At 52.4% G+C, this 14,502-nt stretch carries 9 protein-coding genes; 5 read left to right on the top strand and 4 right to left on the bottom strand.

From position 1 onward, the window contains the following. Window positions 1–26: 26 nt before the first annotated feature. Complete coding sequence (locus tag NNO03_RS16185) at window positions 27–1,664, top strand: DUF3300 domain-containing protein (protein WP_271450002.1); 1,638 nt, start codon at window positions 27–29, stop codon at window positions 1,662–1,664. Between the two features lie 9 nt (window positions 1,665–1,673). Beyond that, a complete protein-coding gene (locus tag NNO03_RS16190) occupies window positions 1,674–2,468 on the top strand; it encodes a DUF2950 family protein (protein WP_271450003.1) in 795 nt (264 codons plus the stop codon). Between the two features lie 121 nt (window positions 2,469–2,589). On the opposite strand, the gene lpdA is transcribed toward NNO03_RS16190, so the two are convergent. From lpdA to pdhR, 4 genes are all read right to left on the bottom strand, one after another. Continuing rightward, window positions 2,590–4,014: a dihydrolipoyl dehydrogenase gene (gene lpdA / locus NNO03_RS16195; RefSeq protein ID WP_003018686.1), complete on the bottom strand. Its 1,425-nt coding sequence runs from the start codon at window positions 4,012–4,014 to the stop codon at window positions 2,590–2,592. Window positions 4,015–4,189: 175 nt separating this feature from the next. Beyond that, window positions 4,190–6,106 (bottom strand): pyruvate dehydrogenase complex dihydrolipoyllysine-residue acetyltransferase, encoded by a 1,917-nt coding sequence (gene aceF, locus NNO03_RS16200; protein WP_271450004.1) that lies wholly within the window; start codon window positions 6,104–6,106, stop codon window positions 4,190–4,192. Between the two features lie 14 nt (window positions 6,107–6,120). Continuing rightward, window positions 6,121–8,784, bottom strand: coding sequence for a pyruvate dehydrogenase (acetyl-transferring), homodimeric type (gene aceE, locus NNO03_RS16205; RefSeq protein WP_202039483.1), 2,664 nt, complete (start codon window positions 8,782–8,784; stop codon window positions 6,121–6,123). Window positions 8,785–9,217: 433 nt separating this feature from the next. Next, window positions 9,218–9,982, bottom strand: coding sequence for a pyruvate dehydrogenase complex transcriptional repressor PdhR (pdhR, locus tag NNO03_RS16210; protein ID WP_137383704.1), 765 nt, complete (start codon window positions 9,980–9,982; stop codon window positions 9,218–9,220). Window positions 9,983–10,546: 564 nt separating this feature from the next. Here pdhR and aroP point away from each other — a divergent pair. The 3 genes from aroP (at window position 10,547) to NNO03_RS16225 (ending at window position 14,438) form a co-directional block, all read left to right on the top strand. After that, window positions 10,547–11,920 (top strand): aromatic amino acid transporter AroP, encoded by a 1,374-nt coding sequence (gene aroP, locus NNO03_RS16215; RefSeq protein ID WP_271450005.1) that lies wholly within the window; start codon window positions 10,547–10,549, stop codon window positions 11,918–11,920. A 161-nt stretch (window positions 11,921–12,081) separates the two neighbouring features. Then, window positions 12,082–13,488, top strand: coding sequence for a glycoside-pentoside-hexuronide (GPH):cation symporter (locus tag NNO03_RS16220; RefSeq protein ID WP_271450006.1), 1,407 nt, complete (start codon window positions 12,082–12,084; stop codon window positions 13,486–13,488). Continuing rightward, complete coding sequence (locus tag NNO03_RS16225; RefSeq protein WP_271450007.1) at window positions 13,488–14,438, top strand: family 43 glycosylhydrolase; 951 nt, start codon at window positions 13,488–13,490, stop codon at window positions 14,436–14,438. The genes NNO03_RS16220 and NNO03_RS16225 overlap by 1 nt, the downstream gene beginning before the upstream one ends. The last annotated feature ends 64 nt before the right edge of the window (window positions 14,439–14,502 follow it).

The following is a 14,502-nucleotide window of genomic DNA, read 5'->3' on the forward strand; positions in this document are numbered from 1 at the left end:
ATTCTTACTGAGTCGGGAGAGATAAAATGACGTTGCCCTTTAAGCCCCATATCATTGCTCTGGCGTGCAGTGCAGGGTTATTTGTCGGTGCGGGCGTGCTGTTTGTAAACAGCCGCACACCAGAAGCCCCCTCGCAGCCTGCCCCGGCAGTAGCGCCTCAACCGCCCGTTGCAGCGGCTCCCGCAGTCGCCCCGGTTGCGGCAACAACGTACACCACTGCTCAACTCGATCAGTGGGTCGCCCCAGTTGCGCTCTACCCTGACCCGTTACTTTCTCAGGTGTTGATGGCCTCAACGTATCCATCGAACGTGGTACAGGCGGTTCAGTGGTCTCGTGATAATCCGACACTGCAAGGTGATGCCGCCATTCAGGCAGTGTCCGGCCAGTCATGGGACCCCAGCGTGAAGTCGCTGGTGGCATTTCCGCAACTGATGGCTCTGATGGGCGAAAACCCTGACTGGGTACAAAACCTGGGGAATGCGTTTCTGGCACAGCCACAGGACGTGATGGATGCCGTACAACGCCTGCGTTTGCTGGCTCAGCAAACAGGTTCGCTAAAATCCACACCACAGCAAACGGTCACGAACACCCAGAAAACAACCGTGGTTCAGACGCCATCATCATCAACGACGAAAGTGACCAGTAGCGCCCCCACCTCGACGGTTATCAAAATTGAGCCGACCGATCCACAGGTGGTATATGTGCCGAACTACAATCCAACCGTTGTTTACGGCAGCTGGCCTAATACCGCCTACCCGCCCGTCTATCTGCCGCCCCCTCCGGGAGAGCAGTTTGCCGATAGCTTCGTCAAAGGTTTCGGCTATAGCCTGGGCGTTGCGACGACCTATGCGCTGTTCAGTAACATCGACTGGGATGACGACGACCATCACCATGATGATGACTACCATGACCATGACGGCCCTCACGGCGGTAATGGCTACCAGCACAACGGAGATAACATCAATATTGATGTTAACAATTTCAACCATATCTCCGGACAAAACCTGAAAGGGCAAAACATTGCCTGGCAGCACAACCCTGCGTACCGTAACGGCGTGCCTTACCAGAACGACGCGGTCGCACAACGTTTTCATCAGACCAACGTTAGCGGGGGTTTAAGCGCCACTCAACATACACCGACCACCGCTGCCACACGAGACAGCCAGCGTCAGGCCGCAATGACGCAGTTCCAACAGCGTAGCCAGACCTCTCCGGCAAACTTGTCGGGTCAGACATCGCGGGATGCTCAACGTAAAGCCGCCTCTTCACAGCTAAATCAAATTGCCCAGCGCAATAACTATCGTGGCTATGACGAAACACAAAACAACAGCCGTCGTGAAGCAGCACAGAAGACGCTGAATAAATCCACTACGCAACAGCAGCACCGCTCTGAACTGAAGTCAAAAGCTCAGCAACATCCGGTTTCACAGCAGCAAAGGGAAACCGCTCGCCAACGCGTTGAATCATCCAACTCGCAACAACGTCTGGCCTCCCGTCAGAATACACATTCAAACGTCTTCAGCGGGAATGACAGCCGCTCACCGTCGTGGCAGTCCCAGCAACTGCGTGGACAGGAAAGCCGTCGCGCGAGCAACCTCAACAGCGGGCAGCGCGCTGCGGCACGCGAGAATTTTTCTGAGCACCACGAATTTCGCCGTCGTTAACCGGAGCCGATGATGAAAAAAATTATGTTAAGTGCCCTGTTGCTCTCCTTGCCGCTGGTGAGCTATGCGCAACAGGCGTTCACCTCCCCCGAAGAAGCGGCCAGTGCATTTGCCGCTGCGGTGGCGCAGCAAAATGAAAAGCAGCTCACGGCGCTACTGGGTGAAAACTGGCGACATTTTTTACCACCAGAAGGGGCCGATCCGGAAGCGGTGGCACGCTTTAATCGCGACTGGAAGGTGAGCCATCACATTGTGCTGCAGGACAACATGGCGCATCTCAACGTAGGGCAAGATGACTGGCAGTTACCCATACCGATGGTGAAAACCAGCAAAGGTTGGGCGTTCGATATGACCGAAGCCCAGGAGGAGATCCTCACTCGAACGATCGGTCGCAACGAGCTTTCAGCCATCGAAGCACTGCACGCCTACGTTGACGCGCAGCAAAGCTATTACGCGCTGAACAAATCGTATGCGCAAAAAATTGTCAGTAGCGAAGGTAAAAAAGATGGGCTTTACTGGCCCGCCGCACCAGGCGAAGCGCCAAGCCCTCTGGGACCCGCCTTCAGCCCACAAGAGCCCGGCACGGGTTATCACGGTTATAGTTTCCGCATACTGCCGGACAACGCCAGTGGTTTTGCCATGATTGCATGGCCCATTAGCTACGGTCACACAGGGGTGATGAGCTTTATGATTAGCGGCGATGACAAAGTCTATCAGGCCAATCTCGGCGTTGATTCTCAGCAAAAAGCACAGGCGTTAACCACATTCCATCCGGATAAAAACTGGCAGCCCGTAGCACCGTAAAGCGAGGTTAAGCCGTAGGCCGGGTTAGCGCTAGCGCCACCCGGCATGTTGCCTGAAATAACGGGTAGCTTTAGGCAAAAAAAAACGCCTCCAAAGAGGCGTTTTCACAAAAGCGGGAAGATTACTTTTTCTTCGCTTTCGGGTTTGGCAGGTCAGTGATGCTACCTTCGAACACTTCTGCCGCCAGGCCCACGGACTCATGCAGAGTCGGGTGCGCGTGGATGGTCAGTGCGATATCTTCAGCGTCGCAACCCATTTCGATCGCCAGACCGATTTCGCCCAGCAGCTCGCCGCCGTTGGTACCGACAATCGCACCACCGATCACACGGTGAGATTCTTTGTCGAAAATCAGTTTGGTCATACCGTCTGCGCAGTCGGAAGCGATAGCACGGCCAGAAGCAGCCCACGGGAAGGTGGCGGTTTCGTAGCTGATGCCTTTTTCTTTCGCTTCTTTCTCAGTCAGGCCAACCCATGCAACTTCTGGTTCAGTGTACGCGATGGATGGGATAACTTTCGGGTCGAAGTAGTGTTTCTTCCCGGCGATAACTTCAGCGGCAACGTGACCTTCGTGAACACCTTTGTGCGCCAGCATCGGCTGACCGACGATATCGCCGATAGCAAAGATGTGCGGCACGTTGGTGCGCAGCTGTTTGTCAACGCGGATGAAACCACGGTCATCAACTTCAACGCCAGCTTTGCCCGCGTCGAGGTTTTTACCGTTCGGTACACGACCGATAGCAACCAGCACGGCATCATAACGCTGTGCTTCAGCAGGCGCCTTTTTGCCTTCCATGGAAACGTAAATACCGTCTTCTTTCGCTTCAACGGCAGTCACTTTGGTTTCCAGCATCAGGTTGAATTTCTTGCTGATGCGTTTGGTGAAGACTTTCACCACGTCTTTATCGGCAGCCGGGATAACCTGGTCAAACATTTCAACCACGTCAATCTCTGAACCCAGCGCATGGTACACGGTACCCATTTCCAGACCGATGATACCGCCGCCCATTACCAGCAGGCGCTTAGGAACAGTTTTCAGTTCCAGTGCATCGGTGGAATCCCACACGCGCGGATCTTCATGCGGAATGAATGGCAGTTCGATCGGACGGGAACCCGCCGCGATGATCGCGTTGTCGAAGTTGATGACGGTTTTGCCGTTTTCGCCTTCAACTTCCAGGGTGTTCGCCCCGGTAAATTTACCCAGACCGTTAACCACTTTCACTTTACGGCCTTTGGCCATACCAGCCAGACCGCCGGTCAGTTGAGTGATAACTTTTTCTTTCCAGGTACGAATCTTGTCGATATCAGTTTTCGGCTCGCCAAAAACAATACCGTGTTCAGCCAGTGCTTTGGCTTCTTCGATAACTTTTGCTACGTGCAACAGCGCTTTAGAAGGGATACAGCCGACGTTCAGACAAACACCACCAAGGGTGCTGTAACGTTCTACGATGACGGTCTCCAGACCTAAATCTGCGCAACGGAAGGCAGCAGAGTAACCTGCCGGGCCTGCCCCAAGTACCACGACCTGAGTTTTGATTTCAGTGCTCATCATGACCTCTTAATTTATACCCGTCGTCCACCGGGTCGTTCTATCCGCCCGTATTTTACAAAATTGTTAACAATTTTGAAACAACAAACGGCAACCGATTTGTCTTTCGCACAATAACCTCACTGACTTCATGAGATTACCAGAAAAAAGCCGGCCGTCGGGCCGGCTTTTTCGCTTACATCACCAGGCGGCGAATGTCAGACAGCATGTTGTTGATGATGGTGATAAAGCGCGCACCATCTGCACCGTCGATTACACGGTGGTCGAAGGAGAGCGAAATCGGCATCATCAGACGCGGCATAAACTCTTTACCGTTCCACACTGGCTCCATAGAGGACTTGGAGACACCGAGGATAGCCACTTCCGGCGCGTTAACAATCGGTGCGAAGTGGGTAGTACCCAGGCCACCGATGCTGGAGATGGTGAAGCAACCGCCCTGCATTTCGCCAGCGGTCAGCTTGCCATCACGTGCTTTCTTGGAGATCACGGTCAGTTCACGAGACAGCTCGGTAATGCTCTTCTTGTTCACGTCTTTGAAGACCGGAACAACCAGACCATTCGGGGTATCTACCGCAACACCGATGTTGATGTATTTCTTCAGGGTCAGACGCTGACCGTCTTCAGACAGAGAGCTGTTGAAGCGCGGCATCTGTTCCAGAGCGGCAGCAACGGCTTTCATGATGAAGACCACTGGGGTGAATTTCACGTCCAGTTTACGTTTCTCCGCTTCGGCGTTCTGTTGTTTACGGAACGCTTCCAGATCGGTGATATCGGTCTTATCGAAGTGGGTAACGTGCGGGATCATCACCCAGTTACGGCTCAGGTTAGCACCAGAGATTTTCTGGATACGGCCCAGTTCCACTTCTTCGATTTCACCAAACTTGCTGAAATCAACTTTTGGCCAAGGCAGCATGCCCGGGATACCGCCGCCAGCAGCGGCTGCCGGAGCAGCTTCAGCACGTTTAACCGCGTCTTTCACGTATGCCTGAACGTCTTCACGCAGGATACGGCCTTTACGACCTGAACCTTTCACTTTCGCCAGATTCACGCCAAATTCGCGCGCCAGGCGACGGATCAGCGGAGTTGCGTGGACGTAAGCATCGTTTTCTGCGAAGTCAGATTTGCTTTCCGCTTTTGCAGCCGGAGCTGGAGCTGCTTGTGCAGGTGCAGCGGCCGGAGCCGGTGCCGCAGCTTGTGCCGGTGCAGCAGCAGGTGCTGCGCCTTCAACTTCGAAGACCATAATCAGAGAACCGGTTTTCACTTTGTCGCCGGTGCTGATTTTGATTTCTTTCACGGTGCCCGCGAACGGTGCCGGCACTTCCATAGAGGCTTTGTCGCCTTCAACGGTGATCAGTGACTGTTCAGCGGCAATTTTATCGCCCACTTTAACCATCACTTCAGTGACTTCAACTTCGTCACCACCGATGTCCGGTACGTTAACTTCTTTAGAACCCGTTGCCGCCGGAGCTGCCGCTGCAGCAGGAGCCGCAGCCTGAGCCGGTGCAGCAGCAGGAGCCGCAGCCTGAGCCGGTGCAGCAGCAGGCGCTGCGCCTGCGACTTCAAAGACCATAATCAGGGAGCCGGTAGACACTTTGTCGCCGGTGTTGATTTTGATCTCTTTAACGGTTCCTGCGAACGGCGCCGGAACTTCCATAGACGCTTTGTCGCCTTCTACGGTGATCAGAGACTGTTCAGCCGCAACGGTATCGCCCACTTTAACCATGATCTCGGTAACTTCAACTTCGTCACCGCCGATGTCTGGTACGTGTACGTCTTTTGCCGCAGCTGCAGCTGGTGCAGCGGCCGGAGCGGCTGCTTTCTTCTCTTCTGCCGGAGCAGGTGCAGCAGTTGCTGCACCGTCGGCGGAATCGAAAATCATGATCAGTTTGCCGGTCTCAGTTTTGTCGCCAACAGAGACTTTGATCTCTTTAACGATACCAGCCTGAGGAGACGGAACTTCCATAGAGGCTTTGTCGCCTTCTACAGTGATCAGCGACTGTTCAGCTTCAACTTTGTCGCCCACTTTGACCAGGATCTCGGTGATTTCAACTTCATCAGCCCCGATGTCCGGTACATTGATTTCGATAGCCATTATTCTTTTACCTCTTACGCCAGACGCGGGTTAACTTTATCTGCATCGATGTTGAATTTGATGATTGCGTCAGCAACCACTTTCTTATCGATTTCGCCACGTTTAGCCAGTTCGCCCAGGGCCGCTACAACCACGTAGGAAGCATCAACTTCGAAGTGGTGACGCAGGTTTTCACGGCTGTCAGAGCGACCGAAACCGTCAGTACCCAGTACGCGATAATCATCAGCCGGTACATAAGTACGAACCTGTTCGGCAAACAGTTTCATATAGTCAGTAGATGCAACTGCCGGAGCGTCGTTCATCACCTGAGCGATGTACGGAACGCGCGGAGTTTCCATCGGGTGCAGCATGTTCCAACGCTCACAATCCTGGCCATCACGCGCCAGTTCAGTGAAGGACGTTACGCTGTATACGTCAGAACCTACACCGTAGTCGTTCGCCAGGATCTGTGCTGCTTCACGGACGTGACGCAGGATAGAACCGGAGCCCAGCAGCTGAACTTTACCTTTCTTACCTTCAAGGGTTTCGAGTTTGTAGATACCTTTACGGATACCTTCCTCGGCACCTGCTGGCATTGCCGGCATGTGGTAGTTTTCGTTCAGCGTGGTGATGTAGTAGTAAACGTTCTCTTGTTTCTCACCGTACATGCGTTCCAGACCATCATGCATGATGACCGCAACTTCGTACGCGTAAGACGGATCGTAAGAGATACAGTTAGGGATAGTCAGAGACTGAATATGGCTATGACCATCTTCGTGCTGCAGACCTTCGCCGTTCAGCGTCGTACGACCGGAAGTACCACCAATCAGGAAGCCGCGAGCCTGCTGGTCGCCTGCCTGCCAGCACAGGTCGCCGATACGCTGGAACCCGAACATGGAGTAGTAGATGTAGAACGGAATCATCGGCAGATCGTTGGTGCTGTAAGATGTTGCAGCAGCCAGCCAGGACGCGCCTGCACCCAGTTCGTTGATACCTTCCTGCAGGATCTGACCTTTTTCGTCTTCTTTATAGTAAGCAACCTGCTCACGGTCCTGCGGGGTGTACTGCTGGCCGTTCGGGCTGTAGATACCGATCTGACGGAACAGACCTTCCATACCGAAAGTACGCGCTTCGTCGGCAATGATTGGAACCAGACGATCTTTGATCGATTTGTTCTTCAGCATCACGTTCAGGGCACGAACGAAAGCGATAGTGGTAGAGATTTCTTTGTTCTGCTCTTCCAGCAGCGCACCGAAGTCTTCCAGCGCCGGCAGTTCCAGCTTCTCAGTGAAGTTCGGCTGACGGCTCGGCAGGTAACCGTGCAGTTTCTGACGCTGAGCGTGCAGATAGGTGTGCTCTTCAGAACCTTCCGGGAAGGTAATGTAAGACAGGTTTTCAACCTGCTCATCGGTTACTGGCACATTGAAACGGTCGCGGATATAACGCACGCCGTCCATGTTCATTTTCTTAACCTGGTGAGCGATGTTCTTACCTTCGGCGGTGTCACCCATGCCGTAACCTTTGATGGTATGGGCCAGGATTACAGTTGCTTTGCCTTTGGTTTCCTGCGCTTTTTTCAGTGCAGCGTAGACTTTCTTCGGATCGTGACCACCACGGTTCAGCGCCCAAATCTGCTCGTCAGTCCAGTCAGCAACCAGTGCTGCGGTTTCCGGGTATTTACCGAAGAAGTGCTCACGTACGTAAGCGCCGTCTTTGGATTTGAAGGTCTGGTAGTCGCCGTCAACGGTTTCGTTCATCAGTTGGATCAGCTTACCGCTGGTATCTTTACGCAGCAGCTCATCCCAACGACCGCCCCACATGACTTTAATTACGTTCCAGCCAGCGCCAGCGAAGATGCCTTCCAGTTCGTTGACAATCTTGCCATTACCGGTGACCGGGCCATCAAGACGCTGCAGGTTACAGTTGATAACGAAGACCAGGTTGTCCAGTTTTTCACGGGTCGCGATGGTGATAGCACCCTTAGATTCTGGCTCATCCATCTCGCCGTCGCCCAGGAAAGCGTAAACGGTTTGTTTAGAGGTATCTTTCAGGCCACGGTGTTCCAGATATTTCAGGAATTTAGCCTGGTAGATAGCACCGATTGGACCCAGACCCATAGATACGGTCGGGAACTGCCAGAATTCCGGCATCAGTTTCGGGTGCGGGTAGGAAGACAGGCCTTTGCCATGCACTTCCTGACGGAAGTTGTTCATCTGCTCTTCAGTCAGACGACCTTCCAGGAATGCGCGTGCGTAGATGCCCGGGGAGATGTGACCCTGGAAGTACACCAGATCGCCACCGTCCTGCTCGTTGCGTGCACGGAAGAAGTGGTTGAAGCAAACATCATATACCGTTGCGGAGGACTGGAAGGATGCCATATGGCCACCCAGTTCAAGATCCTTTTTAGACGCACGCAGTACGGTCATGATGGCGTTCCAGCGGATAGCAGAACGAATACGACGTTCCAGCTCCAGATTGCCCGGGTATTCCGGTTCATCTTCAACGGCAATAGTGTTTACATAATTGCTGGCCCCTGCACCTGCCGCTACTTTCACGCCGCCTTTGCGGGCTTCTGAAAGCAGTTGGTCGATCAGATACTGAGCACGCTCAACACCTTCTTCACGGATGACCGATTCGATCGCCTGTAGCCAGTCGCGAGTTTCGATCGGATCCACGTCATTTGGGAAACGTTCTGACATGGGGGTATTCCTTATCTATCTAATACGTTGAGTTATCTGGAACCTGTCCCATTGCGCTCTTTGTTCTTCATACTTCAGGTTGTCTCTTTGTTGGCTGCGCTTCCTCGCACCAGTCACATAGTTCACTATGCTCCTGGCGACTCGCTCGCTTGCCGCCGCGATACAACCCGAATTATTTTGAACAACTAAAAGCGCAATAAGACAGGTTCTGCGTTTATTGCCTGACCCATCAGGCGTCATTGTTGCAGCCAGTTTGGGCACGGACAGCGCGGAACAACCGGAGCGTACACGTAGTACGTGAGGATTGTGAGCACTGCCCAGGGCCAAAATGGCAAATAAAATAGCCTTATGGGCCTGGCATTTAGTTGCCGCGCGCTTTTAGTTCGCGCTTGATTTACAACATCTTCTGGTTAACGTTCTGCCAGAAAAATCACTAATTCTTTCGTTGCTCCAGGCGGCGTAAGGCGCGTTCACGACGACTTTCCTCACGGCTTCTGTCCAGGAGAATCTCTTCGATAAATGCCAGGTGACGGTGCGACGCTTCACGCGCCTCCTCCGGCTTCCCGGCGATAATTGCTTCAAAAATACGGGTGCGGTGACTGCTTACCAGAGGCAGCATCTCGCGACGCGCATACAGCAATTCAAAGTTTTGACGGACATTCTGGGCCAGCATCGGCTCCATACACCTTAGCAAATGGAGCAATACCACATTATGTGCCGCTTCGGTGACAGCAATTTGATACTGAAGTACGGCATCAGATTCACCGTCAAGATCGCCGGACTGTTGCGCAAGCTCGATCGCCTGATGGAGTTCACGGATACGCGTTTTGTCTTCATCCGTGCTGCGCAGTGCGGCGTAATAGGCCGCAATACCTTCCAACGCATGGCGCGTTTCGAGCAGGTCAAACTGGGATTCAGGATGGTCGGAGAGCAGCTCTACCAGTGGGTCGCTAAAGCTCTGCCACAGGCTGCTCTGAACAAAAGTGCCACCGCCCTGACGACGAAGCAGTAAGCCCTTCGCTTCGAGGCGTTGGATCGCCTCACGTAAGGAGGGGCGGGAAACGTCGAACTGTTTTGCCAGCTCGCGTTCCGGTGGGAGTTTTTCTCCGGGGCGAAGTGTCCCCTCAAGAATTAAAAACTCCAGCTGCTGCTCAATCACATCGGAGAGTTTTGGTTGGCGGATTTTGCTGTAGGCCATGATTTCCTGTCTTAAGCCATTTGCCCGGAGTCAATTGGTCTTACCAATTTCATGTTCTTGACGCTAAAGTAACAAAGTATTCACCTTCTGTCCATACAGGTTTTGATTGAAATCAGTAAAGGAGGCATATTTTAACAACATTACAGAAATAACGTTTCAAACATGTAACTATGCACAAATGTTAAATTTACCCATCCCGAGGTAGTTTTAACCGAATTGAAACGAAAAAATATATTATCTGAACCGATTCACCTGCTTATTTATCGATTTATCAATCACTATTTTCGAATAAAAATTCAAATTGGAAATTTTGTGGTAGATAAACTCGCGCTTACAAATGGTTTCTTTTTATTCAACTCGTCACTCACGCCGCATAAAGCAGGTGCATTCGCGCTCGCATAACATTATTCTGATCAAGACAAAAGTCTTTAGGCAACATTTCATAATTCATTACTGTAAATAAATTAATACAACAAACGGAATTGCAAACTTACACACGCGTCACTGCGTGGTTCAAAATATAAGTACTCGAAAGATGAAGAGTAAAACCACACACGAGGTTTCATGATGGAAAGTCAACAGCATGGCGATCAGCTAAAGCGCGGCCTTAAAAACCGCCATATACAGCTTATCGCGCTGGGTGGCGCGATTGGTACCGGGTTATTCCTCGGTAGCGCATCCGTTATTCAGTCTGCAGGGCCGGGTATTATTCTGGGTTACGCTATCGCCGGATTTATCGCTTTTCTGATTATGCGTCAGTTAGGTGAAATGGTGGTGGAAGAGCCGGTGGCAGGCTCCTTTAGTCACTTTGCCTACAAATACTGGGGCGGTTTCGCGGGGTTCTCTTCCGGCTGGAACTATTGGGTGCTGTACGTGTTGGTTGCCATGGCTGAGCTAACTGCCGTGGGTAAATACATCCAGTTCTGGTATCCGGAGATCCCAACATGGGCTTCGGCAGCAGCCTTTTTTGTGATCATCAACGCCATCAACCTGACCAACGTAAAAGTGTTCGGTGAGATGGAGTTCTGGTTCGCCATTATTAAAGTCATTGCCGTAGTCGCAATGATCCTGTTCGGCGGTTGGCTACTGTTTAGCGGCAATGGCGGCCCACAGGCCAGCGTCAGCAACTTGTGGAGCCAGGGTGGATTCCTGCCACACGGCTTCAGTGGGCTGGTAATGATGATGGCTATCATCATGTTCTCTTTCGGCGGTCTGGAACTGGTCGGGATCACCGCAGCAGAAGCCGATAACCCGGAACAAAGCATTCCAAAAGCGACTAATCAGGTCATCTACCGTATCCTGATTTTCTATGTAGGCTCCCTGGCGGTACTGCTTTCCCTGATGCCATGGACGCGCGTAACAGCAGATACCAGCCCGTTTGTCCTTATCTTCCACGAACTGGGTGACACCTTTGTTGCTAACGCCCTGAACATCGTGGTGCTGACCGCCGCCCTTTCTGTCTATAACAGCTGTGTATACTGTAACAGCCGTATGCTGTTCGGCCTGGCTCAGCAGGGTAACGCGCCAAAAGCGCTGATGAACGTGGATAAACGCGGCGTGCCGGTTAACACCATTCTGGTCTCCGCACTGGTTACCGCACTGTGCGTACTGATTAACTATCTGGCACCGGAATCTGCGTTTGGCTTGCTGATGGCACTGGTGGTTTCCGCATTGGTCATCAACTGGGCAATGATTAGCCTTGCGCATATTAAGTTCCGCAAAGCGAAACAGCAGCAGGGCGTCGCCACTCGCTTCCCGGCACTGCTCTACCCGCTAGGTAACTGGATCTGCCTGATTTTCATGGCTGCAGTACTGGTGATTATGTTGATGACGCCGGGCATGGCGATCTCTGTGTACCTGATCCCGGTATGGATTGCCATTCTTGGCATTGGCTATCTGTGTAAACAGAAAACGGCCGGGGCCGTAAAAGCGCATTAATCCTTTCCCCCCCCCCCACCTGCACCAGGTGGGGGTTGTTATCTGCTTCACACTTTCCCACAGATGACTGTTTAGTCCATATCAGCGGCGCTATCCTGCAACGCAAAAACACCAGCACCAGACAATAATTCTCTCCATATCACATTAATGGAGTGCGCTTGATGGAAACCAGAAAGCTGTCGGTGAAAGAAAAGATCGGCTATGGAATGGGCGATGCCGGATGCAACATCATATTCGGCGCTATCATGCTGTTTGTTAACTATTTTTACACAGATATTTTCGGTCTTGCGCCTGCACTTGTCGGCGTGTTGCTGCTCTCGGTACGCGTTATTGATGCTGTTACTGACCCTATCATGGGGGCAATGGCCGATCGTACTCGCAGTAAATATGGTCGGTTTCGTCCATGGCTTCTGTGGATGGCTTTCCCCTACGCATTATTCAGCGTACTGATGTTTACCACCCCGGAGTGGACGTATAACAGCAAAGTTATCTATGCGTTTGTCACCTACTTCCTGCTCTCTATTACCTACACAGCAATCAACATTCCCTACTGTTCACTCGGTAGCGTCATCACCAACGATCCGAAAGAACGCGTCGCCTGCCAGTCGTATCGTTTCGTGCTGGTCGGGATTGCCACTCTGCTACTCTCACTCACGCTACTGCCAATGGCAGAGTGGTTTGGCGGGGAAGATAAAGCCAAAGGCTATCAGATGGCGATGGCCGTGCTGGCTTTCATTGGTATGTGCATGTTCCTGTTTTGTTTCGCAACCGTGCGCGAACGTGTACGCCCTGCGGTACCCACGAACGACGATTTGAAAGCCGATCTAAAAGACGTGTGGAAGAACGATCAGTGGGTAAAAATCCTGCTATTAACCCTGTGCAACGTCTGCCCGGGCTTTATTCGTATGGCTGCCACCATGTACTACGTCACCTGGGTTATGCAGCAAAGCACACAGTTCGCAACGTTGTTTATCAGCCTTGGCGTTGTCGGCATGATGATCGGCAGTATGCTCGCGAAGGTATTAACTGACCGCTGGTGCAAACTGAAAGTCTTCTTCTGGACCAACATCGTACTGGCGGTGTTCTCCGGCGCGTTTTACTTTTTCGATCCGAAAGCCACCATGATGATTATGGTGCTCTACTTCCTGCTCAACATCCTGCATCAGATCCCTTCTCCACTGCACTGGTCGCTGATGGCGGATGTGGATGACTACGGCGAGTGGAAAACCGGTAAACGTATTACCGGGATCAGCTTCTCGGGCAACCTGTTCTTCCTGAAGCTGGGGCTGGCGATTGCCGGCGCGATGGTGGGCTTCCTGCTCTCCTGGTACGGTTACGACGCAGGCGCGAAAGCGCAAAGTGACTCCGCGATTAACGGCATTATGCTGTTGTTCACTATTATTCCGGGCGTCGGTTATCTGATTACCGCAGGCGTGGTTCGTCTGCTGAAAGTTGACCGCGAATTTATGCAGCAAATCCAGTCAGACCTGGAAAAACGCCGCGCCAACTACCGCGAATTAAATGAGTATCACGACATTAAATCGACTGACCATGTAAGGAAAGCCTGATGAATCAGTGGCCGAATCCCTTTATCGAACAGCGTGCCGATCCGTTTATCCTGCGTGACGGTAACCACTATTATTTCATTGCTTCAGTACCTGAATATGACCGACTGGAGCTGCGTCGGGCTGACTCTCTGGAGGGATTACGCACCGCGGAGCCCGTTGTTGTCTGGCGCAAACCGGACAGCGGCCCAATGAGTCAACTTATCTGGGCCCCCGAGATCCACACTATTGCCGGTAAGTGGTACATCTACTTTGCGGCCACGCACACCCAGGCGCTTGATACGTTGGGTATGTTCCAGCATCGCATGTTTGCTTTGGAGTGCGCAGATGCCGATCCACTAAGCGGAAAGTGGGTTGAGAAGGGGCAAATTAAAACCCAGTTTGATACCTTCGCGCTTGATGCCACAACGTTTAACCATCAGGGGAAACAGTGGTATTTGTGGGCGCAGAAATCGCCTGATATTGCCGGAAACTCCAATGTTTATCTCGCAGAGATGGAAAACCCTTGGACAATCAAAGGTCAGCCGGTGATGCTCAGCCATCCGGAATATGACTGGGAATGTCGGGGCTTTTGGGTCAACGAAGGTCCAGCCGTCGTGGTGCACGGAGACAAACTGTTTGTCAGTTACTCCGCCAGCGCAACCGATGAGAACTACTGCATGGGGTTACTGTGGGTTGATCTCCATGCCGATCCACTAAACCCGGAAAACTGGCACAAATCACCGCGTCCGGTCTTCACCACCAGCTATGAAAACCGTCAGTATGGACCCGGGCACAACAGCTTTACGCAAACGCCGGAAGGGGATGATGTACTGGTGTATCACGCAAGGAATTATACCGAAATCGAGGGCGATCCGCTGTATGACCCGAATCGCCACACTCGTCTGAAGCTCGTGCGCTGGGACGAAAACGGGATGCCAGATTTTGGCGTGCCGCCTGCCGATACGCTTTAAAATGTTTGCCCGGTGGCGCTGCGCTTACCGGGCCTACGGCACTTACATATGGTGTAGGCCGGAT

This window comes from Citrobacter sp. Igbk 16 (genome assembly GCF_028069755.1).
Classification (GTDB): Bacteria; Pseudomonadota; Gammaproteobacteria; order Enterobacterales; family Enterobacteriaceae; genus Citrobacter.

Coding starts and splice junctions, on each gene's coding strand:
- NNO03_RS16185 (WP_271450002.1), top strand. CDS start 27: ATGACGTTGCCCTTTAAGCCCCATATCATTGCTCTGGCGTGCAGTGCA.
- NNO03_RS16190 (WP_271450003.1), top strand. CDS start 1,674: ATGATGAAAAAAATTATGTTAAGTGCCCTGTTGCTCTCCTTGCCGCTG.
- lpdA (WP_003018686.1), bottom strand. CDS start 4,014: ATGAGCACTGAAATCAAAACTCAGGTCGTGGTACTTGGGGCAGGCCCG.
- aceF (WP_271450004.1), bottom strand. CDS start 6,106: ATGGCTATCGAAATCAATGTACCGGACATCGGGGCTGATGAAGTTGAA.
- aceE (WP_202039483.1), bottom strand. CDS start 8,784: ATGTCAGAACGTTTCCCAAATGACGTGGATCCGATCGAAACTCGCGAC.
- pdhR (WP_137383704.1), bottom strand. CDS start 9,982: ATGGCCTACAGCAAAATCCGCCAACCAAAACTCTCCGATGTGATTGAG.
- aroP (WP_271450005.1), top strand. CDS start 10,547: ATGATGGAAAGTCAACAGCATGGCGATCAGCTAAAGCGCGGCCTTAAA.
- NNO03_RS16220 (WP_271450006.1), top strand. CDS start 12,082: ATGGAAACCAGAAAGCTGTCGGTGAAAGAAAAGATCGGCTATGGAATG.
- NNO03_RS16225 (WP_271450007.1), top strand. CDS start 13,488: ATGAATCAGTGGCCGAATCCCTTTATCGAACAGCGTGCCGATCCGTTT.